The sequence below is a fragment of the Komagataeibacter ossonobensis genome, from assembly GCF_057359305.1.
In genome coordinates this window covers 1-25,222 of the sequence record NZ_JBXAYQ010000039.1, presented here as the reverse complement: position 1 = coordinate 25,222, position 25,222 = coordinate 1, and the positions used below count along the sequence as shown (strand labels likewise).

Here is a 25,222-nt window from a genome sequence, read left to right as displayed (position 1 = left end):
AAAAAGCTTCAGAAGGCACGCCGTGTTTATGAAAAAAGGCGGCACCCGAAAACTTTTATGATGTCGAACCGGTACCGGATCCCGGGCATTCCATCACGACCGGGGGCTGGCGCGGGGCGTCACGCAGATAGGCATTGAGGAACGTCCGCACGGCGGAGCGGGCGATGAATTCGATATGCGCCTCATCCGTATTGACCGGCAGTTGCAGCCGTGCGCGCGCCACGATCCGGGTCTGGCACAGGCCATAGAACTGTTCCGCCGCGAAAACCGGGTCGGGAATGTTCAGCACGCCCGCGTCATTGTGCTGCATGAGCCACGCCGACAGGATGCCAATGGCCTTCTCCGGTCCATGCTTCCAGAAGGTTTCGGCGAGGTCGGGGAAGTTGCCCGCCTCCGAAATGATGATGCGGTGGAGCATGAGCGACAGCGGCGATGTCAGCAGCCGGATCATGGCCACGGCAAGGTGTTCGAGCGATTCCGTCAGGTTGGCCCCTTCGTCAATCCGGCTGAACAGTAGGGGCATCTTCTCGCACGCGCACTGTTCCACGAAGGCGGAGAACAGCATGGCCTTGCTTTCGAAATAATTATACAGCGTTCCCTTGGACACGCCCGCATCCCGGGCGATGCCCGACATGCTGGCCCCTTCGTATCCCTGCCGGGCAAAGACACGCGCGGCACCGGCCAGGATCTGCTGGCGCTTGGCCGCGGACGCACCGGACAGCGGGCAGCTTTCGGCCTGTGTTTGGCCCCGATGCTCTGACGTGGTACCCATGGAAATCACCCTGCTCCCAATATCGGTGCGTACTTTCGATTGACCCCGTGAGGAAAGCCGATAGGCTAGGGGACTGACCGAACTGATCGGTCAATTCATGGCATGGCCGCGAAACCATGCCAAGGGCATACAGGTTTATATCAACTGTTATCAGGGACAACAGGGGGCCGCGTTGGTGGGTAGGGGATTTTCATGGCGCACGGCGGTGGTTGGGTTGTCGGTCATGACCGCCGGGTGTGCGGTTGGCCCGAACTTCCACAAGCCGACCCCTTGGACGCCCAAGGAATATGGCGGCCCGAAGCGTATCGCCACGACCGGCAAGGATGGCACGCTCGCGCAGGTCGCAAGCCAGACCACGTCGGATGACCCCGATACCGCGTGGTGGACCATCTTCAACGATCCCGAACTGACAAAGCTGGAACAGCGCGTCGCCACCGACAACCTTGATGTCCGCCGCTATGCCTACCGCATGGCGCAAAGCCGCGCGGAACTGCGTATCGCAGGCGCCGAACGCTACCCCGCCATGTCGGCCAGCGGGTCATACGCCCGCCAGCAGTACAGCACCAAGATGCTGCAGCGGATCGTAACCGATGTGGAGGGCAGCCCGGGCGTAATGGAACAGGCACCGGCCTTGGCAAATCTGCAGCCCGGACAGGCCAAGATCCCGCTGTTCAACCAGTGGCGCGACAGCATTGACGCCACATGGGAAGTGGACCTGTGGGGCCGCGTGCGTCGCCAGTATGAAGCTGCCGCCGCCCAGACGCAGGCCACGAACGAAGCTCGGCGCGGCATGCTGATTTCACGCCAGGCCGAAGTCGCGCGCGATTACATGGACCTGCGCAACACGCAGGAACAGCTGCGTATCGTCATGGAAAACCGCGACGTGGCCAAATCCATGCTGGACCTGAACCAGCAGCGCTACGCCAAGGGACTGGCCAGCGACATGGAAGTGGAACAGGCCCGGGTGCAGTACCAGAACACGCTGGCGCAACTGCCCCAGCTTGAGCAGCAGCTGGTGGCACAGGTCAACGCACTCAGCCTGCTTATGGGCGAGCCGCCGCGCGCCCTGTCCGACGAACTGCTGACCGCCTCCGCCATCCCCCCCGTGCCGCCGCGCGTGCCCGTCGGCGTACCGTCCGAACTGGCGCGCCGCCGTCCTGATATCCGCCGCGCCGAAGCCAACCTCCACGCCGCAACCGCGCAGGTGGGCGAGGCCGTGGCCGAATTCTATCCGCGCGTGACGATCAATGCCGGGTTCGGGTTTGAATCCCTGTCCTTCCGCGATCTGGGTTTCTGGAACGCCAAGGCATGGAATGTCGGCCCGTCCATCACCCTGCCTATCTTCCAGGGCGGACGCCTGCGCGGACAACTGGAACTGCGCAAGGCGGCGCAGAAGGAAGCAGCCATCAGCTACCAGCAGACCGTGCTGGGCGCATGGCATGACATTGATAACGCGCTGACCGCCTATACCGATGAACAGGTCCGCCATGACAACCTGACCCAGCGCATGGAAGCCAGCCACCATGCCCTGCAACTGGCGCAGGACCAGTACCGTCACGGCATGGTCACCTACCTGAACGTGCTGGACAGCCAGCGCCAGTACCTGGGCGCACAATCCGACCTGACCACCAGCACGGCCACCATATCGGGCAATCTTGTCCGTCTTTACAACGCACTGGGTGGCGGCTGGGAAACCACATACCCCGAACCCGCCCCCCGCACGAAGCAGGCGAAGGCAACGCAATCCCCCGCCACGACCACCACGCCCGCAGCCACCTCCACCCCCGCTCCATCGCACCAACCGGCCTGAATCCGGCGTTAAAGGCTTGGCGCGCACGCGCCTTGCTAGTATAAGCCGCCCCGTTCCCGACTGGATTGGCACACGCCGCCACACGGAACCACGGCGCAGGGACCTGTCATCATGATTACATTGCCCCCCGATTATCGCCCTTCGGATGATGAGGAATTCATGAATCCGCAGCAGGTGGAATATTTCCGCCTCAAACTGCTAAAGTGGCGCGCGGATCTCCTCAAGGAAGCGGACGAGACACTGGCCAGCCTGTCCGAAGGCGGCATTCACGAAGCGGATATTACCGACCGTGCCAGTGTCGAGACGGACCGCGCGCTGGAACTGCGCACGCGCGACCGGGCGCGCAAGCTGATTTCCAAGATCAACCAGGCGCTGCTGCGCATCGAGGCCGGCACCTACGGCTATTGCGAGGAAACGGGCGAACCCATCGGCCTGAAACGGCTGGAAGCCCGCCCCATCGCGACCCTTTCGATCGAGGCACAGGAACGCCACGAACGCATGGAACGCATCCACCGCGACGACTGACGCCCCTTGCCTTCGGGCTGGATGACCCCAATTTGCCAGAATACGACAAAAGGGGGTTGCCAGCCGATGCAGGAAAAGTTAGGAAGCGCGCATACAGTGCTGCTGTAGCTCAGTGGTAGAGCACTCCCTTGGTAAGGGAGAGGTCGACAGTTCAATCCTGTCCAGCAGCACCATGATTTCCCTGGATTTTGTTGTTCCGCATTTCTGTTTTGTTTGGTCCATGTGGACCAGAGAATACCGATAGGGCGTCAGTGGCGTTTTTCAGCCAGTCCGGGCCGTGGTGTCCATAGACCCGCGCGATCATCTCGATACTGTTTTCCAAAAACTTGGCGACCATCTCAAAGGGCACGCCTACCATCGCCATCCATGCGGCAAAGGTTGCCGTGGCGTATGAGGGACCGTGTTCTCTCTATCCGCAGCATCACCCACCCTTCTGGCGAATGCATGGACGTTCCCTGTCCCCCCTCGACCCCGTGCGTGTGGCCGCATATGCTGCCGTGACTGCCTGACCCCATCGCGCAACACAGGCGGGGCGGACGGATGGCATCACTTGTTCTTGTGAAGGGCATGGATCCCATATTAAAGCAGTGCCGCAGGCGGGGACGGGAACGGTAGGCACCTCCATGATCGAGAACATGCATTTCGGAAACATTGCCATTGTGGGCGATGTAATACTGGACCGTTATATTTCCGGCCGGATTGACCGTATCTCCCCCGAAGCCCCCGTGCCGGTGCTGGTGCATGAACACCTCAATACCGTAGCTGGCGGGGCTGCCAATGTGGCGGCAAATGCTGCGGCACTGGGCGCGCGCGTCTCGCTTGTCGGGCTGGTGGGGACAGATGAATACGCAGACTATCTGATCCAGACCCTTGCACGGTGGGACCAGATCAACTGCCGTGGCCTGGTACGCGACGCCCATCGCCAGACCACGACCAAGACACGGGTCATGAGCGGCCGCCAGCAGATCGTGCGCATTGATAACGAGGACACCCATCCCCCTGGTCCCGCCATACAGGCCGAACTGGTGGACAGGGCCTATACGGCCATAGACGGGGCCGACATCCTGATCTGCTCGGATTATGGCAAGGGCGTGCTGGATGACGGTGTGCTGGAAAAAATCATTGCACGCGCCCGCATGCGGGGCATTCCCGTCATTGTCGATCCCAAGCGCATGTCCTTTGCCGCCTATCGCGGGGCGACGCTGGTTACGCCCAACCGGCAGGAACTGGGACGGGCCACGGGCCTGCCGGTGCGGACCGATGACCAGATCATTGCCGCAGCGCAGGCAGCAGGTGCGCAGTTTGGTGGCAGCGTGCTGGTCACCCGTTCGGAAGAAGGCATGACCCTGTGGCAGGATGACGGGACGGTCAGCCATGTGCGTAGCCGGGCGGCCGAGGTCTTTGATGTCTCGGGCGCGGGGGACTGCGTGGTCGCAACCGTGGCCGCCATCCTGTCGGCGGGACAGCCCATGGAAACGGCGGTGACCATCGCCAATACGGCCGCCGCCGTGGCGGTAGGCAAGCTGGGCACGACCACCGTTTCACGCGCCGAACTCAGCCACGCGCTGATGCGCGACATGCCGGATTCGGGAAAATGCGTCTCCCCTGAACAGGCGGCGGCCATGGCGCGGGACTGGCGGCACCATGGGGCACGGGTTGTCTTTACCAACGGGTGTTTCGATCTGCTGCATCCCGGTCATATCGCCCTGATACAGAAGGCTGCGGCACAGGGGGACAAACTGATCGTGGCGCTGAATACCGACCGCTCCGTCCGCCGCCTGAAGGGAGAAAGCCGTCCCATACAGGATGAACGCGCACGGGCCACCGTGATCGGCGCGCTGCGCAATGTCGATCTGGTCGTGCTGTTTGACCAGGACACGCCAGAGGACACCATCCGCATGATCCTGCCCGATGTCATCGTAAAGGGTGCTGATTATCGCGAGGATGAAGTGGTGGGCGGCGATATTGTAAAAGCCAATGGCGGCCGTGTCGTGCTGGTTGACATCATGCCCGGCCGATCAACCACTTCGCTTGTGCGGCAGGTGGCCGGACGGCCCGGAGCCGAGACTGATACCCCGGCGTGACACCTGCCCGCTTCCAGACATGGGCTGTCCGCCAGGCCCTGCCGCTATGGTCTGAAAATGGGTTCGACAGGGATCGGACCCTGTTCCATGAACGGCTTGATTTCAACGGACGCCCAATCCCCCTGCCCGCCCTGCGCCTGATGGTGCAGGCCCGCCAGATCGCGACCTATTGCCGCGCAGCCCTGCGTGGCGACTCGCCCACGGGGGAGATGGCCCTGCGCTGCCTTGCGGAAGTCGAACGCCGCTACCACCGTGCCGATGGCGCGGCGGGGTGGGTTTTCTCCGTTGCCCCCGACGGGCGGCCCGCCGACGGGCGGCGGGACCTGTACGCCCATGCCTTCATCCTGTATGCCCATGCGTGGGCTTACCGCCTGTCGGGCGATCCGGGCCTGCGACGCCGCGCGGGAGACGCCGCGACAGAACTGGAGGCCATATTCCGCACCTCCGGCCCGGGATTCATGGATGCCGTGCCGCCCCATGACGCCATCCGGCGACAGAACCCCCATATGCACCTGCTGGAAGCATGGCTGGCGCTGTTCGAAGCCACGGGAGAGGATATTTACCGTGACCGTGCCTCCAGATTGATCACGCTGGCCACCACGCGCTTCATCGACCCGGCCAGCGGCCTGCTGCTGGAAGATTTCGCTGCTGACTGGCGCCCCCTTCACCCTGCGGGCCAGAACCGGGCGGAACCGGGTCACCTGCTGGAATGGTCATGGCTGCTGCATGAATACCTGCGTCTGTGCGCACCACGGGATGCGGACGGTATCCGGCAGGTTGCCGAACGGCTGCATCGGGTTGCCCTGGCCCATACCGCGTCCGCCCATCCCCCCGTCATCCGCAATGCGGTGGGGCAGGATGGGCGGGTCATGGACGGGGGCACGCGCATCTGGCCCCAGACGGAACTGATGCGCTCCCTTGGAACGAATACGGGGTCATCGGGCATAATCGCGGGCGTGCTGGCGCATTTCGCCACCCATTATATCCCGCCCCACCTGAATGGAGGGTGGATCGACCGCCTGAACGCGGACGGGACACCGGCCATGGATCATATGCCCGCCAGTTCGCTGTACCATATTTACGGAGCGGTCTGCGACCTGACTGATGGCAGGGCGGGCGCTGGATAAACGTTTCCGGGTGTCGCCTTTTTTTCAAAAAGACAGCATCCCTTGAAGCTTTTTGAAAAAAGCTTCACCAAAAACTTCCCTGATTACAGATTATCCAGCCCAAGGGCTGCGATATCCGCGGGCGGTCCCGCCAGCATGCAGGCAACCCCGGTCGTGCGGTCCACCACCATGCGGATATCCACCGGGCCTTCCGCGCCAAACAGGTCGGATGTCACGACATAGGCCGGGCGCAGGGGTTCATCATCCGCGGCGTCATGGCGCGCCACCTCCGTCATGATACGGCCAAGCGCGCGTTCCAGCCCATCCATCACACGTGACGGGGCAAGGCGCGGATGCTGGGGCGTATCATCACCGGTGCAGTGCAGTTCCAGCAGTTTCGCCCATGCCGCAGTGGGAACGAACAGGGGCATGCGCGACCCGTCATTATGCCGTTCGGCATGCATGATGCGCCGCGTATTGGCCAGTTCGATCACATCAATGCGCGGCAGGTCATCACCAATCCGGGCAGCCACGTTACGGGGGGTATCGGTCATGCGCGGGCGACCCCTTCAAAATGCGATGGCAGCTTGAGGATATCCTGCGATGACAGGGCGGAGGAAATATAGAAGCCCTGTATCCGCTCTGGATTCATCTGCATGACCAGATCAAACTGTTCGCGGTTTTCGACACCTTCGACGGTAATTTCCATCCCGAAACCCTGTCCCATATCGATCAGGCTGGACAGCACCATGCAGGCATCGGGATTGCCCACGATGTTGGCGACCATGCTCTGGTCGATCTTGACCTGTGAAAAGGGCAGTTCGCGCAGGTGGTTCAGCACGGTAATCCCCTTGCCGAAATTATCCAGTGCAATGCGGAAACCCGAACGCGCCAGTTCACGCAGGTTGCGGATCCCCTGATCCGCCCGGCGACCGTGCAGCATCGCCTCGGTCACTTCCAGCACGAAGCTGTCCGGGGACATGTTGAAACGCCTGAGCGATTCCTCCAGCTCACGCTGGTAGTCATCACGGATCAGGTCCATGCGTGACAGGTTGATGGCAAGCTGGCGCGCGGGCTGGCCCTTCTCGTTCCACATGCACACGTCATGGCGGAAGGCCTCGATCATGCGGGGCCCCATGGCCTGCGCCAGGCCGGCATCGGTGAACACGTCGGAAAAATCCTCCGCCGCCAGCAGGCCGCGCTCGGGGTGCTGCCAGCGCAGCAGTGCCTCGATCTGGTCCACTTCAAGCGTGCGGCAGTTCAGGATCGGCTGGTAATAGACTTCGAACTGGTTGCGTTCGACACCGCACCGCGCCTCGCTCAGGATGGAAACACGGGCCTGCGCGCGCTCACGGAGGCTGCGGGTGAACATCTGCGACTGCTTGCCGCCCGCGCGCTTGGCGGCATACATCGCCATGTCGGCGTTTTTCTGCACGTCTTCCATCGTGTCGGTGCCATCGAGCAGCACCGCGCCAATGCTGCCCGCAACACTTACGGTCACCGTTTCAATGTCAATGGGACGTTCCAGCACACCCTGCAGGCGGTCCATGTACCGCTCCAGCGATACGTCCTCCAGCGTGCGATGCAGGATCACCGCAAACTCATCCCCGCCCAGACGGCTGACAGGATCATCGGGATGGGTCATTTCAATCAGGCGCGAGGCAATGGCGCGCAGCACGATGTCACCCGCATGGTGGCCATGCACGTCATTGATCTGCTTGAAGCCATCAAGGTCGAACATGGCCAGCGCGGGCTGGGGTATCCCACCGCCGCCGGCCTCACGGCAGCGCGCGATTTCATCGGCCAGCGCGGTATTGAACCCGCCCCGGTTGAGCAGCCCGGTCAGCGTATCCGTTTCCGCCAGTTCACACAGGCGGTCACGGGTGTTCATCAGTTCGGTAATCTCGAACCGGCTGGCAACATAGCCCTGTATCCGGCCCTGCCTGTCTTTTTTGGGGATGATGGTGGTCGCCACCCAGTACAGCGACCCGTCCTTGGCACGGTTGCAGATATTGCCCTGCCACAGTTCGCCCGCCTCGATGGTGCGGTACAGATCCCGGAAGAAATCCGCGTCATGATAACCGGAATTGACGATCCGGTGCGTGGAACCGATCAGTTCCCCCCGTGAGTACTGACTGATTTCACAAAAACGGTCATTCACATAGGTGATGACCCCCTGTGTGTCGGTAATGGCGACGATCAGGACACTATCAACCAGGTCGGCCCAGAAATCCGCATCCTGATGTGTCAGTGCCCGCAGCCGATCATCGTGTTGCAATGCCATATTCCCGCCTGGAACCTACAATAAAAAACAGAACAGAATGCTTCATGAAATCAGCCCGGCAACAGGACCGAAGCGCTGCATGATATACCCATGCACCTACGCCAGACCAGAGACCACATCATATTACACCTTGGTCGGGATAAGGAACGACCCACGTTCCTGCCGTTCACGGAACCATTTTTCCAGATCCTCCGGCGGCAGGGGTTTCGCGAACAGGTAACCCTGCATTACGTCACAATGCAGTTCCTCCAGCAGACGCCACTGCTGCTCGGTCTCGACCCCTTCGGTCACCACCGTCATGCCCAGACGCGAACCAATGCCGATCACGGCCATGGTCACGGCCTGCGCGTTGGTGTCATGCTCGAAATCATTGATGAAACTGCGATCGATCTTGATTTCCGTCAGCGGCAGGCGCGTCAGCCGCGACAGCGACGAATATCCCGTGCCAAAATCATCCATCGACAGCCCGACATCCAGCTTGCGGATGGCGTACAGTACATCTTCCGTGTCACTGCTGTTGTCCATCATCACGCTTTCGGTGATTTCCACCGTCAGGCGGTCTGGTGTCAGGTCATGATGCTTCAGCAGGTTGTTGATATATTCCGGCAGCGCGCGGTTGCGGAAATGCACCGCCGACAGGTTGACCGCAACCGTAGGCACATGCACCCCGTCACGGTCCCATTTCACCATCTGCCTACAGGCTTCCTGTAGCGACCACCGGCCAATGGCCTCGATCTGCCCCGTATCCTCCGCCACCGCGATGAAGCGGGACGGATAGATGTTGCCCAGTGTGGGATGATGCCACCGCGACAGGGCCTCGACCCCGTACAGGCCCCCGGTCATGGTTTCCACCTGCGGCTGGTAATGCAGCCTCAGCATGCCCTTGGCCAGCGAGTCACGCAGCGCGGAGCCCAGCATCAGCCGTTCCTGCGCCACCTGGTTCTTTTCATGCCCGGCGAAGCGGTACAGGCCCCGCCCGTCCTCCTTCGCCTGTCGGGCCGCGGCATCGGCCAGGCTGAGCAGGGATTCGCTGTCCGGCCCGTTTTCGGGGAAGGTGCTGATGCCCACGCAGCATGAAATGCTCAGCGTGTTCTCACCTACCTGCAGGGGCTTGGCGATCGAATTGATCAGGTTTTCGGCAAACTGCTCCGCGCGCCTGTGCGAACAGTCGGGCACGACAATGATGAATTCGTCCCCACCCGAACGACTGACGATATATTCGTCATTGACCAGCGCGCGGATGCGGCGACCGATCTCGATCAGGAAACGATCGGCATTCACATGACCCAGCGCGTCGTTGATGTCGCGGAAACGGTCGATATCCACCATGAACAGCGAGAACTGGCTGTCCCCGCCTCGCATGATCAGGCGTTCGATGACATTATGCAGCGACGTACGGTTCAGCAGCCCGGTCAGGCTGTCGAAATTGGACAGCTGGGCGATATGCTGGCGCGTCTGGTTCTGTTCGATCGCCAGCGCGCACAGGGGCATGCAGGTCGCAACCACCCGTTCGGGCCATGCCAGCGAGGGATCGTCATCACGCAGGTACACGGCGAACACACCCATGACCTGTCCCGTGCGGGAAATGATGGCGGAAGAGCAGCACCGCTCCAGCCCCAGTGAGCGGGCAAGGGAGGAATACCCATCCCACACCACGGCATTGCTGTTGCCGGGCGCACTGCGCAGCGCGTCGATCTGTTCGGGTGTCAGCTGCATGCTGTCCAGCGCCGTGCGGTAGCGGTTGGGCATGCCGGGGGAAGACGTGACGCTGACCTTGTGCGCGCTGTCAAACATGATGAGTGCTGCCACCCCACCGGGCACGAAACCGTCCACGCGGCGGCACAGCCGGTCCCCCACTTCCTGCAGGGTCACATCGGACGCCAGCGACTGGAGCACTTCGTTCTGCAGGATCAGGATCTTGCGCTGGCGGCTCTGTTCCGTCACGTCCTTCATGACGGCGATGTAGTAGATCCTGCCTGTCTCACCCACCTGCACGCGCGAAATCGACAGTTCACCGCAGACAGATTCGCCATTGGCGCGACGGAATTCCACCTCACGCGATGTGCCGACAATGCGGCCTACGCCCGTCTCGCGGTTACGGTCGATATAGCTGTCATGCAGCGCACGGTCCGCCTGTGGCACAAGGCAGCTGACATTCTGTCCCATGACCTGTGTACGCGACAGGCCCCATATCCGCTCGGCCGCGGCATTGAAGAAGATGATGCTGTTATGCTCATCAATCACGACCATCGGATCAATGGCCTGCTCCATTGCGGACAGCAGGACATCGGCGCTTATCTTCGGCTGATCCACCGTAAACTCCAGAACGTTGGCACGACCGTCGCGCCATGTGAGATCACTTTAATCCTGATCGTGGCCGGTACGCCTGCGGTACCATGCCGGACAGACCAGCCCTATCCAGCGGCAGACACCACCGGGACCGTCGATTGGGAGGCTACCCTACGGGTTAAGGGATAGGGGAAACATGACATGCCTCAATCTTGACACAAAGCCCTCAGTTCCGGCTCCGTTCAAGATCCTGTGGCAACAGGCCCGCCAACGGGCGGCAGGCATACGCGGTTTCACTTTCCGGCTGTGGCTGGTTCTGGCGCAGTTCGGCCGCCCCCGCAGCCACCGCACGCCATGTCGCCTGCGCCAGCGCCTTGCGGCTGGGGAAATCATTGGGATCCAGCGGCGCATGCAGCAGCACGGTCGCACGCATCGAACGCCACTTGACCAGCTGCCACACATGCGGGCCAAGCTCCATGTCGCCATACCAGGCAAAGACCGGGCGGCGCGCGCGGTTGACCGGCACGCCTTCCAGCTGGTCATACACCACCGATACCGGCTGGATCAGCGGCGTCATGCCGGGACGCGCCGCAATGGCTTCCGCCTCGCTTTCCGGTTCCACCGGCCCCTTGCCCGGTGGCAGGCGCGGCGGCTTGGCAATGGCGAAAAAGGCCGACAGAAATGGCAGCACCCGCGACCCATCGGACGACGTGCCTTCGGGAAACAGGATCAGGTTGTCGCCTTCCACCATCAGGCGGTGCAGCATTTCGTCACGTTCGCGGCCGGTGGTGCTGCGCTGGCGGCTGACGAATATGGTCCGGCCGATGCGCGAGACGAGGCCCATGATAGGCCAGCCCTCGATATCGCCCTTGGCCACGAAATTGGATGGCAGCACCGTGCCCAGCACCGGCACATCCAGCCATGAGGAATGGTTGGACACGTAAATTACCGGGCGCTCGCCTTCCTGCCGTGCGCGCCTGCCGCCCACGCCGCCTGCCCTGCGTCCCACCACGCGGATGCGCAGCGACAGGAGCAAGCACAGCCCGCCCCAGACCATGCGCGTCCACCGGATCTTGGCCGTGCCGGGCACCAGCAGCAGCACCGCCTCGAACCCGACCGACAGCGGCACCCACACGGTGATGGCGGCCAGACGGCCCACCCCGCGCGCGGTCCGGGCATAGGCCCGTATCCGCCCCGATGGCATGACCGTTGTGTTGGCGATATCCCGTTCCGCGACCGATCCGGGCTGCGGCGCGATCACCGGACGGTTGGCGCGTGACGTGGAGCGGGACACAGGCTGTGGGGCGCGACGCCGGGCAAGACGGCGGATGAAATCGGCGATCATGCGCCTATCCATAGCCCCACCTGATGGCACGGGACAATATGGCGAAAGCGTGCAAGGCACGGGACGTGTCCTGCACGCAACGACGCGGCATGCATCAACCCTTTCATCATACGGTCATATTATGGGTGCATGGATATATATACGTGCCATGAAGCCCATCTGCCGTATCTGTAATCCTTCCTGACTGGACCCATCGTGCATACCCGTCCATGTTGGGGGCCTATCCTTCAGGAGTTGTCTCTTATGTCCGCATGCAGCCGTCGCGGCTTCCTTGCCGCCACGACCGCCTTCATCATCCTTGCAGCCCTCCAGCCCGGCCCGACGCGGGCGGCGGATGATGTGCTGAACGTGCTGACATGGTGTGACCATGAGGACCCGGAACTGCTCGGCCCCTTTGAACAGGCCAACAAGGTACGGGTCCATTTCAAGGATATCGACAGCACCGCCAGCGCCCGAAACATTCTGCGCCAGTCGCAGGCAGGTGACTGGGACGTGGTGATCCTGGAGGAAACCGCCGCCCCGCAACTGGCGGCCGCCGGCCTGCTGGCGCCGCTGGACCCGGCGGATTTTCCATCGGATGGCATTCCCGCCGCCATTGCCAGTCCAGCCGCCGGTTCATATCAGGGGCGGCTGTATTCCGTGCCGGAAAAATACGGTTTCCACGCGGTTGCCTTCAACCAGGCCCATGTCAGCGCACAGGACATGCAGGACATCAACGCGGTGTGGCAGCCACGTTATCACGGGCATATCGCGATTTATGACAGCTACCTGCCCATCCTGTCCTATATCGCCCTGGCGCTGGGGCTTGATCCCGCGCACCTGACGGATGCCGACCTGCCTGCATTGCAGGACAAGCTGGCGGCCCTGCGCGCCAATGCGACACTGGTGGGCGATAGCGCCAGCGTGCAGCAGGCGCTGGCCGATGGCGTGGTGGATATTGTCGTAGGCGGCGGCGCATGGACCACGGCGGGCGTGGGCGAAGGCGGCACGGTCAGTACGCCCACGGCGCAACCCGATATTCCGAAACAGCGGCCGGACCTGACCTTCACCCTACCCCGGCAGGGCGGTATCCGGTGGCAGCATGGCATCTCGATCATCGAGGCCTCGCAACGCAAGGCACTGGCGCTGGCGTTCGCGCAATACCTGCGCACGCCCGCGGCACAGGCGCGACTGGCCACGTCATCATGTTTCTGGGGCATGCCCGCCAACACCAACGCGCCGCTGGATGCCGATACGAAAGCCGCCCTGCACTGGGACCAACAGCCTGCCTATATCGCGGCAAGCCATCCCTTCCCCGTGCTGGATGACGCCATGGACATCAAGCTGCATGCGATATGGGACAGGGTCATGAAGGAAAACATCCCCTCCACGGCCCCGACACCGGACAGAATCGGCGGCAGCCACGATGGGGATGATACGCCGGATCAGCCGTAACGGGGTATACCACGCCCCAGCAGCCGGTCGGCCATCATGCCGAAGACCAGCCCGAGGCTGCCCCACAGCACGATCTGCATGCCAAGGGCGGCCTCGCGGAAGCGCCACAGCAGGGCGGCGGGGAAATTGTCCGGCACTTCACTGATATCGGGCAGCGCCCATTGCAGCAGCGCCACCAGCACCACGAACACCGCGCCGCCGCATAACGTCGCACCCCAGTTACCAAGGCGCGTGGCCAGCGCGCGCCCGGACAGGACCGCCAGCGTCAGCGCACACAGCGAAAAGACAACCATTTCAAAATAGGCTGTCGTGCGCAGGCCAATGGTTTCCGGCTGTCCCACCGCGGGGGGATTGGCCGGGTATTTCAGGTCCGGCACCAGCACCACGGCCAGGAATCCCGCCCCCGCCAGCAGCATGGACAGCATGCGCGGCGAAAAGCGGCCGATGCGCCCATACGCCAGCGAGAACACCAGCGCAAACAGCCCGCCATACGCCGCGCCATACATGACGGCAGCCGTCAACAGCCCAAGGGATGCCTGCACGCCCCGGCTGACCAGTTCGGGTTCCGGTGGCTCACCCGATGCCGCATCCATGGCGGATTCGAAGGCAATGGCAAGATTGACCTGCGGTTCACCGAACACACGGGCAAACAGGAATGCAAGGGCGGCGGCGGCAATGCCCGCCAGCATGCCACGCAGCAGGAGGCGTCCGGCCATCAGGGCATATCCCGATGCGGCGGGAGAGAATGAATGAAAGACATGGGGTCAGATCTCCTGTCGGGAAAGCGCGTCCCGTAACGGAATGCAGTTCTATCCGCCGGGAGGTCTGACTTCCGCAAAAGCTGCAGTGTACAGTGGCGCGACCGTGCCGGAATCCCACCGGCTTCTCCCCACGGATACGGAAAGACCAGTCAATACCGTGCGGTGAACGCAAGTCAATGTTGCGACCCTGAGGGCTACTTCAGAAATCTATCTGAAATTATAAAAAGTTTCTGGTGAAGCTTTTTTCAAAAAGCTTCAAGGAACGCCACCTTTTTGCAAAAAGGCGGCACCCAAAAACTTTTATCTTTATCAGGATATTATTTTGAAATCGGCTTTTACTGGGGCTTTGCGGGCAGCGTGACCTTGCTGGCGTTGCCCTGCGCCGCGCGCCACTGCTTCAGCGCATCCAGTGTTCCGCTGACATGCCCCTTGGGCGACAGGGCGCTGTAGGCGTAGATCACCTTGCCATCGGGGGCGATGACATAGGACGTACGGCTGGCGCGGTTCACCAGCGGCAGGTGACTGTCATACATCTTTGCGATCTGACCCTTCGGGTCGGTCGCGACGGGGAAACGACCATGGCCCTCGCTTACGGAAAAGCGGTCGAGGGTGTGCATGTCATCGGTGGAAACGCCAATGACGGTGGCGCCGAGCGCCTTGTACTGGTCCATGGCGTTGGCGAAGTCATGCGCTTCCATGGTGCAGCCACGGGTAAAGGCGGCGGGGTAGAAATACAGCACCACCGGCCCCTGCCGCAGCGCATCAGCCAGGCGGAAATTGAACTCGCTGCCATTGGTGGTAGCCTGCGCATCAAACATCGGGGCCTGGCTGCCAACCGGCAGGGCCGCACGCGCGGGGGAAAAACAGACAAAGCCGGCAAACGCCATAACACCGACCAGCGGCAGGCACAGTCCCGGCAGGGACCAGCGGGAACGCCTGTAAAAATACCTCATGTGTCCTCACACCCTGCAGGGCAGGGTCCATGCCTTCATGTGGTTGGCGGCAGGATCTGGCACCCTGATCCGCCCAGTCGCTGACAGACCTGCTGGGCCGCTTCGTGCGACAGGCCGGTCAGCCTTGCACGATAGACATGACGGCGCCCCGATGCAACGGTCGCGACCTGCGTGCGTGCGCCGCTGAACGAAACCTTCGCCCGCGCCTGTCCTGCCGCATGCTCCGCCTGCCCGATCGATCCATAGGCACCGACCTGCACCACCCAGTCATGGCTGTTCGCCATGCTGATGACGCCGGGGTGGGTTCCGGCAGCGGCCATCGGGGACAGGCCACTCTGTTCACGGGCACTCCATGCCGCGCGCACGGCAGCAGCTTCGGGCGACGGCGTATCGGCCGCGCCCCCACGCGGGACGGATGCCAGAAGCTGGCGGCCCCGGCTCTGCCCGCCACGCGCATTCTGCGCCGCCTGCGCGCGGGCCAGGGCGCGCGCTTCCACCAGCAGGTCGGCCTGCGAACGGTTTATGGGCGTGCTGCCCGCGATCCGTGGCCCGATGGAGGCGACGTAATCACGCGTTTCCTTGGGCAGGGTATGATAGCGGTCGAGGAAGTCATCCAGCCGTCCCGGCCCGCTATTATAGGCGGCAAGAAAACCGGGAGAACCGTAAATGTCATACATTTCACGGATATAGGCCGTACCCGCCTCGATATTGTCGTGCGGGTCATAGGCATCGGGACCAAGGTTGTAGCGCGCCCGCATCGCATCATAGGTCGGCGGCATGAGTTGCATCAGCCCCATGGCGCCGGGCAGCGAGGTCACGAACTGGCCATTATGGTAAAGCTGACCACCCGACTCGCGTCGCATGACCTCGCGGATCCAGACACTGGGCACGTCAAAGCGCTGCGAAGCCGCGTTGATATAAGGCCCCCATGGGTCTTCCGGCGGTCCCGGCGGGGTATAGTTGCTCTGGGCACGGGCACGATAGGACTCGGCCTCGTGAAGGATCTGTTCCTCGCTCATTTCGGGCGAAGGATTGTGGGCGCAGGCGGCCAGCATGCCCGCAAATCCCAGCGCCAGCCATCGCAGGGACCGGCGCGTGGGGGAAGCCTGCGCGGTCAGGCCGCCATGTTCGTCAGATGCCGCTACTGCCTGCGCTGGTGCCATGCTGGTGGTGTGATCCCGGTCATGCCCATTTTCCCAAGGCAGACGCGCCAACATGGCCCGCCCGACGGGACGGGCGGGCGCACCATAACAGCGTGGCTCTGGCTTGTGCAATCCTGACCCGCCAGCATGTCCGTGATGTAACCGGCAGGTCAGGTTGATGCGAATTCATAGAAAAGTTTTTGGTGAAGCTTTTTTCAAAAAGCTCCAAAGAACGCCGCCTTTTTGAAAAAAGGCAACACCCGAAAACTTCCGTTCTTTCAAAACAGCCTTTTATTCCTCGACATAGGTGGCGGGATCGCCACCGGTGCGGTTGTGGGGGCTGTCGAGCGTGGCAAGGTCGCTCATGTCATCCGTCGTCAACTGGAAATCGAACGCATGCAGGTTGGCGCGCATGCGGTCGGGATGCGCACTCTTGGGAATGGGTACCACGCCACAATCGATCACCCAGCGCAGCAGGACCTGCGCCGTGGACTTGCCATGCCGGTCCGCAATCCGTTTGACAACGGGGTTTTCCAGCAGTTTGCCACGCCCCAGCGGACTCCATGCCTCGGTCAGGATACCCAGCTTCTTGTGCAGGGCGACCTGTTCCGACTGCGCGAAATCGGCATGCATCTCGATCTGGTTGACGGCGGGGGTGACGCCGGTTTCATCAATCAGGCGCTGCAGGTGTTCAGGCAGGAAGTTGGAGACGCCGATCGAACGGATGCGACCTTCCTTCTGCAGGCGGATCATCGCCTTCCAGCTTTCGACATACTGGTCCTTGGCGGGCAGCGGCCAGTGGATGAGGTAAAGGTCAACATAACTCATCTTCAGGCGTTCAAGGCTTTCGTCAAACGCGCGCAGCGTGCTGTCATATCCTTGGTCGGCACCGCGCAGCTTGGTGGTGACGAAAATATCCTCACGCCCGATGTCGAAGCTGACCAGTCCGGTCCCCACCCCGCTTTCGTTTCCGTAACGCGACGCCGTATCGAACAGGCGATAGCCCGCCGTCAGGGCCTCCCGCACTGCCTTTTCGGCCTGCGGGTTGTCCAGCGGATAGGTGCCGAACCCCATGGCGGGGATCTTGTGGCCGTCATTCAGCTTGAGCAGGGGGATGGAGGTCGTCATGGTCGTTCCTTCGTCAGGCGCTCCCGGCGGCTATGGTGCCCCGGCGCACAGGCGGCAGGGTGGCGACCGGGCCGGGGGCTGGACGTGCGTCGCCGGTCCCTACCCTAACGACAGGTAACCACTTTTGGTTTATGCCCAGTTTTCAGGACTGGGCTGCATGTGGTTCATTATCACCATTGCTGGAGGCCCCCATGACTGACACACCAACCGACATTTCCGTCACCGATGCGATGGAACTGCACCGCACGCTGCTGACCATTGATACCCATGTGGACATCCCGTGGCCGGATCGCGGCGACTTCGCCACGGGCGCGCCGTCGCGGCGGGTGGACCTGCCGCGCATGCGCGCAGGCGGCCTGCGGGCGGCATGTCTTGTGGCCTATGTGGGCCAGGGCGCGCGTGACGCGGCAGGGCATGAGGCGGCCTCCACCCGGGCGGAAGCCATGCTGCGCGTGATCGGGGAGACGGGCCAGATCCCCGGCGTGCGGGTATGCGATACGGCGGCGGCGATGCGCTCGGCCTGTGATGCGGATGAAATCGCCATTATCCCCGCCGTGGAAAACGGTTATGCAATTGGCGAGGACCTGTCGCTGATCGCGCGGTTCCGTGCCCTGGGCGCACGTTACATGACGCTGACGCATAACGGTCATAACCAGCTGGCCGACTCGGCGCGGCCCATGCACCATCTTGATGATCCCGAAACGCTGCATCACGGGCTGTCCGGCCTGGGCCGGGATGCCGTGGCCGAGATGAACCGCGTGGGCATGCTGGTCGATGTCTCGCACACGTCACGCGACACCATGATGCAGGCGGTCGAACTGTCCCGCGCGCCGGTCTTTGCCAGCCATTCCTGCGTGCGCGCCCTGTGCGATCACCCGCGCAACCTTGATGACGGGCAGCTTGACGCGCTGAAGACCTGTGGCGGGGTCATCCACATTACCGCCATGGACGCCTTCCTGCGCCCGCGTGACGTGCGCGACATACGCCCGGTCACGGTGGCGGACTTCGTGGACCATATCGATTACGCCGTGCAGCGAATCGGAATCAAGCATGTTGGCATCTCGTCCGATTTCGATGGTGGCGGCGGCATACGCGGCTGGCCCGATGCATCGGAATCGCCCAATCTTACGGCAGAACTGCTGCGTCGTGGCTATGACCGCAGCCAGATCGCGGCCCTGTGGGGGGAAAATTTCCTGCGGATCCTGAAGCAGGCGGAAGAGGTCGCCAGCACGTTCGCGTGAACATGGAATCCCGCGTGCTCTGGATCACGCGCGCCCGACGGGGTATATCCTGTGCCGCATTGACGAATACAGGATAAGAAATGACCACCAGCACCGACTACAAGGTCAAGGACATCTCGCTTGCCGAGTGGGGCCGCAAGGAAATCTCGATCGCGGAAGGCGAAATGCCGGGGCTTATGGCGCTCCGTGCGGAATATGGCGAATCCAAGCCGCTGAAGGGCGCGCGCATCGCCGGCTGCCTGCACATGACGATCCAGACCGCCGTGTTGATCGAGACCCTGACGGCGCTCGGCGCCACGGTCCGCTGGTCTTCGTGCAACATCTTCTCGACCCAGGACCAGGCCGCCGCCGCCATCGCCGCAACCGGCGTGCCCGTGTTCGCGTGGAAGGGCCTGACCGAGGACGAGTTCTGGTGGTGCATCGAGCAGACCATCAAGGGTCCGGATGGCTGGACACCGAACATGATCCTCGACGACGGCGGCGACCTGACGACGCTTATGCACGAGAAGTATCCCGAGATGCTTAATGACGTGCGTGGCGTCTCCGAAGAGACCACGACCGGCGTGCATCGCCTATGGGACATGGCCAAGAATGGCCTGCTGAAGGTTCCGGCCATCAACGTCAACGACAGCGTCACGAAGTCGAAGTTCGACAACCTGTATGGCTGCCGTGAAAGCCTGGTGGATGCGATCCGCCGTGGCACGGATGTGATGATGGCGGGCAAGGTTGCCGTGGTTGCCGGTTATGGCGACGTGGGCAAGGGTTCTGCCGCGTCCCTGCGCAACGCGGGCTGCCGCGTGCTGGTGACCGAAGTCGACCCCATCTGCGCCCTGCAGGCCGCGATGGAAGGCTATGAGGTCGTGACGATGGAAGAAGGTGCGCCCCGCGGCGATATCTTTGTCACCGCGACCGGTAACGAGGGCGTCATCACCATCGAGCACATGCGCGAAATGAAGAACCGCGCCATCGTGTGCAACATCGGGCACTTCGATTCCGAAATCCAGATCAACGCCCTGCGCAACTACAAATGGGACAACATCAAGCCGCAGGTGGATGAGGTCGTCTTCCCCGACGGCAAGCGCCTGATCGTCCTGTCCGAAGGCCGCCTGGTGAACCTGGGTAACGCGACGGGCCACCCGTCCTTCGTCATGTCCGCGTCGTTCACCAACCAGACGCTGGCACAGATCGATCTGTGGCAGGCACCGGAAGGCAAGTACGAAAACAAGGTCTATACCCTGCCCAAGCACCTGGATGAGAAGGTGGCTTTCCTCCACCTCGCGAAGGTGGGTGCGAAGCTATCGAAACTGTCGAAGACGCAGGCGGATTATATCGGCGTGCCGGTCAATGGCCCGTTCAAGAATGACCTGTATCGTTACTAAGCACTGCAAACGTCCCTAACATATGCGTGAGGGGTCCGGCATCCGTCGGACCACATCATGTGATGGAGAAAGAGAACATGAGCATCTTCGGTTCAATCCTGTCCAAGATTTTCGGCAGCCACACCGCTGCAGCCGCCACCCCTGCCGCTGCAACCACTGCAGCACCTGCTGCTGCACCCGCAGCGACTGCGGCACCTGCCGCCCCGGCACAGCCGGTTGACGTGGACGCGGTGCTGAGCGCGCTGGCGGCCAAAAACCCGGAAAAGCTGAACTGGCAGACTTCCATCGTGGACCTGCTGAAGCTGCTGGGCCTGGACAGCTCGCTTACCGCGCGCAAGCAGCTGGCGACGGAACTGCATTACACCGGCGACATGAACGATTCCGCGTCCATGAATATCTGGCTGATCAAGCAGGTCATGCAGAAGCTGGCGGAAAATGGCGGCAAGGTCTCCCCTGACCTGATGAAGTAAGACGCCGCTGGCGTAACGGGCGGGCGCGTGGTCAAAAGCCACCGGCCGCCCGTTTTGTATCAGCCACGGACATAGCCACCAGAACCGGCCAGACCGGCAGCATGACGGAGGGATACGCGATGGGAAACGTCCCCGATTTCCCCATGACGGACAATACCACTGGGTTGTCTGTCGACATGTTATCCGCGTCCTCTGTCTCCAACGGACTGGTATGGGCCATTGCCTGCCAGCCGGGCCAGAAGCCTGAGCGCCTGACGGATGAACAGATCGCCCGCGCGCTTGAAGGCTACCCCCCCGATGAGCCAGCCACCTGGGTCTGGCTACATTACGATATCGTCCATACCGCCAGCCGCGCCCATATCCAGGCCATTCCCTGCCTGCCTGAGGAAGTGCGCCTTGCGTTGGGCAGCACGGATCGCGGCACCAATGTCGAGGCGGAAGACGATATCGTCTATGGCGCCCTGCCCGGCTTTGACGACGCCATGTCGGAAGACGACAAGAACCTGTCCGCATGGCGTTTCGCGGTCCTGCCCACCCTGCTGATCACCACACGCCGCCAGCCGGTTCCGGCCCTGGGGGTCATTTACCGGGCCATGCAGCGGGCTTCGTACGACTCCCCTGCCGAAGTGGTCGATCATACCCTGCTGGAATTTGCCGATACCGTACGGCGTAATATCGCCATGCTGGATGATCAGCTGGACCGTGCCGAGGACCTGCTGCTGACGCTGGACCAGCACACTGATTTTGGTCGCATAAGCGGTCTGATCGGGCGCGTGCGCCGCCGTTCGACCGAACTGCGGCGCGTGATCTCACCCGTGGACCGCATTTTCCATAACGAGGATCTGGAACTGCCCGAATGGGCGGAAGATGACATCCGCGATCGTTCGCAGCGCCAGATCCATGCAGCCCTTGATGACCTTCTGGCCCTGCAGGACCGCGCACGATCACTGCAGGACGAACTGGCGTCCGGTCAGGCGGAAGAAACCAACCGCCGCCTGTACACCGTGTCGATCGTGACCACGCTGATGCTGCCCGCGACCTTTGTCACCGGTTTTTTCGGCATGAATACGGGCGGCATGTTCCTTGCATCCGGCCCGCTGGGAACCGTGGAAGCCGGCGGTATCTGCTTTGTGTTCATGATGATCACATGGCTGCTGCTCAAAATCATGAAGCTGCTGTAAGCGACGGATAGGGGCCGAACACCGATCGTCGGTCTTTCCATATCACTACGGCTGCCATTCCAGCGGATTACGTCCCGGTAGAGGAATACAGCAGACACGACAGTCCTTGTCCGCTGATCCATACAGGAAATCAGGCACCTCGTCGTAACACTCTCCCAACGCAGGTTACCCGTCGCTCATATTCTCAGATGGTCCGTCTTTCGACGAACACATTAGGCCAACGCCATCCGTTCTCACTCGCGCTATAAAAAAATGCAATGGGGCTGGCATAGGTAAGCCAATAAAGGCTTGATATGTCATATGAAAGTACGTCGTCGCAGCCGTTTGGCACTTGCCCCCAAAGACACCTTCTGGAACACTTCGTTGCGGGCGCACCCGCGCGGAGTGCTGCGGAAATTGTCGGCGTCAATCGCAATACAGCGACTCTGTTTTACCGTAAGCTTCGGAAAATCATTGTCGCGCATAATGCTCTGGAAGTGCCCCTTGAAGGAGAGATCGAAGTCGATGAAAGCTATTTCGGCGGACATCGCAAAGATAAAAGAGGGCGAGGTGCTGCAGGAAAGGTCGCCGTTTTTGAGCTGCTCAAGCGTGGCGGCCGCGTCCATGCAGTCATGATCCCCGATACGGGAAGCCGTTCGGCAGCATCCGCCATCCACCGTCTGTTCGTGCCAGATAGCGAAGCGCATCAGGCACATCGCGCAGGTCCGCCGCAGGCTTGCGACCGCGCTTGGCCGCTGACGGCAGAAACGGCTGAATAAACAGCCATTCCCTGTCCGTCAGATCGGTCGGGTAGCGCTTTGACCGCCTCTCCAGTGCGGCCATCCGGCCACGGCCTGCTCAGATCCATATCCCAAGCTTGAATCACGCCCAGGCCACCGCATCAACACATTCTCAAACAGGCTCTAACCGGATATCTTTTCATGTGAATTTTAAATGATATAATATACGTAATACACATCTGCTAAGGTCTTATTCTAGAATGAAAATGATCATTAAAGAAAATATAAAATTATTAAATCGGTATATGAACGATAGAACCTATTTGCGTCTTGATCAAAATCGGAATGATCGGATACGCAATTCTTTATCATGGAAAATTACGCAGCCAATTAGGGCTATAGGAAAGTATAAGTATTTTTTAAATAAAAAACAAAACTATTGCTATGATTATAAAAAATGGATATCAGAATTTCCACAATTTAATGAAAATGACAAATATATATTCGAAAACTTTCAAAATAATTATAAAGAATCCATCTTTGTTATTTTAATTTTAGATAATATTTACATAGATTCCATTTTGGAAACACTCAAGACCATTAGTCAACAGAATATTTTTGTGGATACAGTTTTTATAATATCGAAACATAAAATATCTCATCCAGAAAAGGAGGAAATTCATAAGATTTCTGAATATTTTAATTTTAATATAAATTTTGATAAAATAAAAATAAAAGATAATAAAAAAATATATATCTCATACGGAACATCTAAATTACATGACAATTATTTTTCGGTGCATATTCTATGCGCCAACAATGATACAATTATTTCTTATTCTGATGATGAATATGTTTTCAATGACGGGAGTATAAAACCTGCGTTTAAACCAAAATTTTCCTTAGAATTACTCAATCATGTCGATTATTTAAAAGGCGGCATTTTTGTACATAATGCAATATTTTTTAAGGAAAATATTCTGGAAGAATTATATAAAACATTTAGTATTAGAGAAACAGTAATAAATATATCACAAAAAATTTCTCAGTCCAATGCCTTGCATATTCCATTTTTGTTAAATTCTGTTCCCGCAGAAGAAAATAACCACTCTTATAATTATAAATTAATTGAAAATTGCGAAATTAACAAAAATACCGTTAGTATAATAATACCAACTAAAAATAATTACAAATACATACGGAGGTGTGTAAAAAGCATATTAGAAAAAACAGAATACCCACTTAATTTAATAGAATTTGTTATTATTAACAATGGATCCGAAAGTGGGGTTCCTGAAAAATTTTTCCGTAAATTACAAAAAAAGGTAAATATAAAAATATTAGAATATAAGGAAAAATTTAATTATTCTTTAATAAACAATTTAGGTTTTTCTAAATCTAGTGGAGATATAGTCGTATTTCTTAATGATGATACTAAATTATTAGACGGATCTTGGATTACCCAGATACAGCGTTTACTATGCAAAAAAGACGTCGGTGTCGTAGGATGTAAACTTTTATATGGAAACGGACGCGTTCAACATAACGGATGTGTCGTAGGCGGTCAAAATTTTGCGCAACATGCTGGGCTTGGCTTAAAGGCACAGGATCCTGGTTATATGGGTTTAATGAATGCCTCGCGTGAGGTCTTGGCAGTCACTGGTGCATGCATGGCGCTTCGACGAGATGTATTTAGCCATATAAATGGGTTTGATGAAAATCTGGAAATTGCATTTAATGATATACTGTTGTGCATTCGATCAAAAGAACATGGATATAGAAATATAGTAATTTCTAACCCATTGTTTGTGCATTATGAATCTATATCCAGAGGTCTCGATCTGACGTCGGATAAGATAAATACATATCGTAGTGAATTGGAATACATAAAAGAAAAGTCCCAATATTATAAGCTTTCCGACCCATACTATAATGATAATCTTAGTTTTTCACAACTGTATCAGCTTTCGTTTCCTCCTCGTCGCAAAAAAATTTGGAGACATGGAGAATATGATAAAAAAAATAAGAAAAATATAATAATTGTTCATGATAAAGACAATAAAATAAATTATTTAGAAGAAAAATTTGGAGATAATTTTAATATTAAATTAATATATATGGAAAAATGCAATATAAAAAATGATGATATTATAAAAATAAGTAATGATATTGTGAAATATGATACAGATTATATTTTATTATATTCATATGAATTTCTGGATTTATCTTATATTTTAGGAAATTTCTGCAAAATTTTGTTTTTTTCCAACTTTTCCATTAATGATGACCGTCTGTTTTTTGATCTGTCTGGGCATACTTACAATATTGTAGAGGGAAATTTTGAAATGTACGTTTCTGCTGAAAACTGAATTTTCAATACGTTAATGGGGCCATTTGCATTAATGGCCCCATGCATATCTTTTAAACCCTACGGCGTGTCGTCAGTTAATTCCGCTGATGGCGGAAACGAGTTGCACTGCTGCGAGGAATGTTGACTTCAGCTTGTCGTAGCGTGTTGCAATGCCTCTGAACTGCTTCAGCCTGGCGAAGAAGCGTTCAATGATGTTTCTGTTTTTGTAGAGCTGGAAGCTGATTTTTC

22 protein-coding genes, 1 tRNA gene and 2 pseudogenes are annotated in these 25,222 nt (G+C 58.9%); 12 read left to right on the top strand and 13 right to left on the bottom strand.

Features of this window, described 5'->3' with window-relative positions; genetic code table 11:
- Positions 1-55 precede the first annotated feature (55 nt).
- Positions 56-772 carry a TetR/AcrR family transcriptional regulator gene (locus AC1RQ9_RS15615; RefSeq protein ID WP_485987716.1) on the bottom strand — a complete coding sequence of 239 codons (717 nt, stop codon included), beginning with the start codon at positions 770-772 and terminating at the stop codon, positions 56-58.
- Between the two features lie 97 nt (positions 773-869).
- Between AC1RQ9_RS15615 and AC1RQ9_RS15610 the strand changes: the two genes are divergently transcribed.
- From AC1RQ9_RS15610 to AC1RQ9_RS15600, 3 genes are all read left to right on the top strand, one after another.
- On the top strand, positions 870-2,582 hold the full coding sequence (locus AC1RQ9_RS15610) for an efflux transporter outer membrane subunit (RefSeq protein ID WP_485987714.1): 1,713 nt from the start codon (positions 870-872) through the stop codon (positions 2,580-2,582).
- Between the two features lie 111 nt (positions 2,583-2,693).
- Positions 2,694-3,107, top strand: coding sequence for an RNA polymerase-binding protein DksA (gene dksA / locus AC1RQ9_RS15605; RefSeq protein WP_010508899.1), 414 nt, complete (start codon positions 2,694-2,696; stop codon positions 3,105-3,107).
- A 98-nt stretch (positions 3,108-3,205) separates the two neighbouring features.
- Positions 3,206-3,280, top strand: a tRNA-Thr gene (locus tag AC1RQ9_RS15600).
- Here the strand turns inward: AC1RQ9_RS15600 and AC1RQ9_RS15595 are convergent.
- Positions 3,259-3,465, bottom strand: coding sequence for a hypothetical protein (locus AC1RQ9_RS15595; protein WP_485987712.1), 207 nt, complete (start codon positions 3,463-3,465; stop codon positions 3,259-3,261). The two genes, AC1RQ9_RS15600 and AC1RQ9_RS15595, sit on opposite strands and share 22 nt — an antisense overlap.
- Before the next feature lie 265 nt (positions 3,466-3,730).
- Here AC1RQ9_RS15595 and rfaE1 point away from each other — a divergent pair, with 265 nt between their 5' ends.
- Both rfaE1 and AC1RQ9_RS15585 read left to right on the top strand, forming a co-directional pair.
- Positions 3,731-5,191 (top strand): D-glycero-beta-D-manno-heptose-7-phosphate kinase, encoded by a 1,461-nt coding sequence (gene rfaE1, locus AC1RQ9_RS15590; protein WP_485987710.1) that lies wholly within the window; start codon positions 3,731-3,733, stop codon positions 5,189-5,191.
- A complete protein-coding gene (locus tag AC1RQ9_RS15585) occupies positions 5,188-6,318 on the top strand; it encodes an AGE family epimerase/isomerase (protein WP_485987709.1) in 1,131 nt (376 codons plus the stop codon). Before rfaE1 ends, AC1RQ9_RS15585 begins: the two co-directional genes overlap by 4 nt.
- Positions 6,319-6,401: 83 nt before the next feature.
- Here the strand turns inward: AC1RQ9_RS15585 and AC1RQ9_RS15580 are convergent, their stop codons facing one another.
- The 4 genes from AC1RQ9_RS15580 to AC1RQ9_RS15565 form a co-directional block, all read right to left on the bottom strand.
- Positions 6,402-6,851: a hypothetical protein gene (locus AC1RQ9_RS15580; RefSeq protein ID WP_485987707.1), complete on the bottom strand. Its 450-nt coding sequence runs from the start codon at positions 6,849-6,851 to the stop codon at positions 6,402-6,404.
- Positions 6,848-8,581, bottom strand: a complete 1,734-nt coding sequence (locus AC1RQ9_RS15575; protein ID WP_485987705.1) for a putative bifunctional diguanylate cyclase/phosphodiesterase — start codon at positions 8,579-8,581, stop codon at positions 6,848-6,850. The genes AC1RQ9_RS15580 and AC1RQ9_RS15575 overlap by 4 nt, the downstream gene beginning before the upstream one ends.
- 123 nt (positions 8,582-8,704) lie before the next feature.
- Positions 8,705-10,894 (bottom strand): EAL domain-containing protein, encoded by a 2,190-nt coding sequence (locus tag AC1RQ9_RS15570; RefSeq protein WP_485987703.1) that lies wholly within the window; start codon positions 10,892-10,894, stop codon positions 8,705-8,707.
- 202 nt (positions 10,895-11,096) lie between these two features.
- Positions 11,097-12,215 carry a lysophospholipid acyltransferase family protein gene (locus AC1RQ9_RS15565; protein WP_485987701.1) on the bottom strand — a complete coding sequence of 373 codons (1,119 nt, stop codon included), beginning with the start codon at positions 12,213-12,215 and terminating at the stop codon, positions 11,097-11,099.
- Between the two features lie 243 nt (positions 12,216-12,458).
- On the opposite strand from AC1RQ9_RS15565, the gene AC1RQ9_RS15560 reads away from it, so the two are divergent.
- Entirely contained in the window at positions 12,459-13,649 is a 1,191-nt protein-coding gene (locus tag AC1RQ9_RS15560; RefSeq protein WP_485987699.1) for an ABC transporter substrate-binding protein, read from the top strand.
- Here AC1RQ9_RS15560 and AC1RQ9_RS15555 read toward each other — a convergent pair.
- From AC1RQ9_RS15555 to AC1RQ9_RS15540, 4 genes are all read right to left on the bottom strand, one after another.
- Positions 13,640-14,365, bottom strand: coding sequence for a CbtA family protein (locus tag AC1RQ9_RS15555; RefSeq protein WP_193732876.1), 726 nt, complete (start codon positions 14,363-14,365; stop codon positions 13,640-13,642). The genes AC1RQ9_RS15560 and AC1RQ9_RS15555 overlap by 10 nt on opposite strands.
- Positions 14,366-14,745: 380 nt before the next feature.
- The gene (locus tag AC1RQ9_RS15550; protein ID WP_485987697.1) at positions 14,746-15,363 is read right to left on the bottom strand and encodes a peroxiredoxin; all 618 of its coding nucleotides are present in this window, start codon (positions 15,361-15,363) and stop codon (positions 14,746-14,748) included.
- 35 nt (positions 15,364-15,398) lie between these two features.
- Positions 15,399-16,637 (bottom strand): transglycosylase SLT domain-containing protein, encoded by a 1,239-nt coding sequence (locus AC1RQ9_RS15545; RefSeq protein WP_485987695.1) that lies wholly within the window; start codon positions 16,635-16,637, stop codon positions 15,399-15,401.
- Between the two features lie 159 nt (positions 16,638-16,796).
- Complete coding sequence (locus AC1RQ9_RS15540; RefSeq protein ID WP_485987693.1) at positions 16,797-17,633, bottom strand: aldo/keto reductase; 837 nt, start codon at positions 17,631-17,633, stop codon at positions 16,797-16,799.
- 191 nt (positions 17,634-17,824) lie between these two features.
- Between AC1RQ9_RS15540 and AC1RQ9_RS15535 the strand changes: the two genes are divergently transcribed.
- The 3 genes from AC1RQ9_RS15535 (at position 17,825) to AC1RQ9_RS15525 (ending at position 20,723) form a co-directional block, all read left to right on the top strand.
- Positions 17,825-18,874, top strand: coding sequence for a dipeptidase (locus AC1RQ9_RS15535; RefSeq protein ID WP_485987691.1), 1,050 nt, complete (start codon positions 17,825-17,827; stop codon positions 18,872-18,874).
- An 80-nt stretch (positions 18,875-18,954) separates the two neighbouring features.
- A complete protein-coding gene (gene ahcY / locus AC1RQ9_RS15530; RefSeq protein ID WP_485987689.1) occupies positions 18,955-20,253 on the top strand; it encodes an adenosylhomocysteinase in 1,299 nt (432 codons plus the stop codon).
- A 77-nt stretch (positions 20,254-20,330) separates the two neighbouring features.
- Complete coding sequence (locus tag AC1RQ9_RS15525) at positions 20,331-20,723, top strand: DUF3597 domain-containing protein (protein WP_193732881.1); 393 nt, start codon at positions 20,331-20,333, stop codon at positions 20,721-20,723.
- A gap of 31 nt (positions 20,724-20,754) precedes the next feature.
- Here AC1RQ9_RS15525 and AC1RQ9_RS15520 read toward each other — a convergent pair whose 3' ends face one another.
- Positions 20,755-20,901, bottom strand: coding sequence for a hypothetical protein (locus AC1RQ9_RS15520; RefSeq protein WP_485987719.1), 147 nt, complete (start codon positions 20,899-20,901; stop codon positions 20,755-20,757).
- Here AC1RQ9_RS15520 and AC1RQ9_RS15515 point away from each other — a divergent pair.
- Both AC1RQ9_RS15515 and AC1RQ9_RS15510 read left to right on the top strand, forming a co-directional pair.
- Complete coding sequence (locus AC1RQ9_RS15515; RefSeq protein ID WP_485987687.1) at positions 20,843-21,904, top strand: transporter; 1,062 nt, start codon at positions 20,843-20,845, stop codon at positions 21,902-21,904. The genes AC1RQ9_RS15520 and AC1RQ9_RS15515 overlap by 59 nt on opposite strands.
- Before the next feature lie 293 nt (positions 21,905-22,197).
- Positions 22,198-22,521, top strand: a pseudogene (locus tag AC1RQ9_RS15510) (transposase); the annotation flags it as partial.
- Between the two features lie 7 nt (positions 22,522-22,528).
- Here AC1RQ9_RS15510 and AC1RQ9_RS15505 read toward each other — a convergent pair.
- Positions 22,529-22,726 (bottom strand): annotated as a pseudogene (locus tag AC1RQ9_RS15505) (transposase); the annotation flags it as partial.
- A 157-nt stretch (positions 22,727-22,883) separates the two neighbouring features.
- Here AC1RQ9_RS15505 and AC1RQ9_RS15500 point away from each other — a divergent pair.
- Positions 22,884-24,992 carry a glycosyltransferase family 2 protein gene (locus AC1RQ9_RS15500; RefSeq protein WP_485987685.1) on the top strand — a complete coding sequence of 703 codons (2,109 nt, stop codon included), beginning with the start codon at positions 22,884-22,886 and terminating at the stop codon, positions 24,990-24,992.
- A 72-nt stretch (positions 24,993-25,064) separates the two neighbouring features.
- Here AC1RQ9_RS15500 and AC1RQ9_RS15495 read toward each other — a convergent pair.
- The coding region (locus AC1RQ9_RS15495; RefSeq protein ID WP_485987717.1) for a transposase at positions 25,065-25,222 on the bottom strand (158 nt) is incomplete at its 5' end.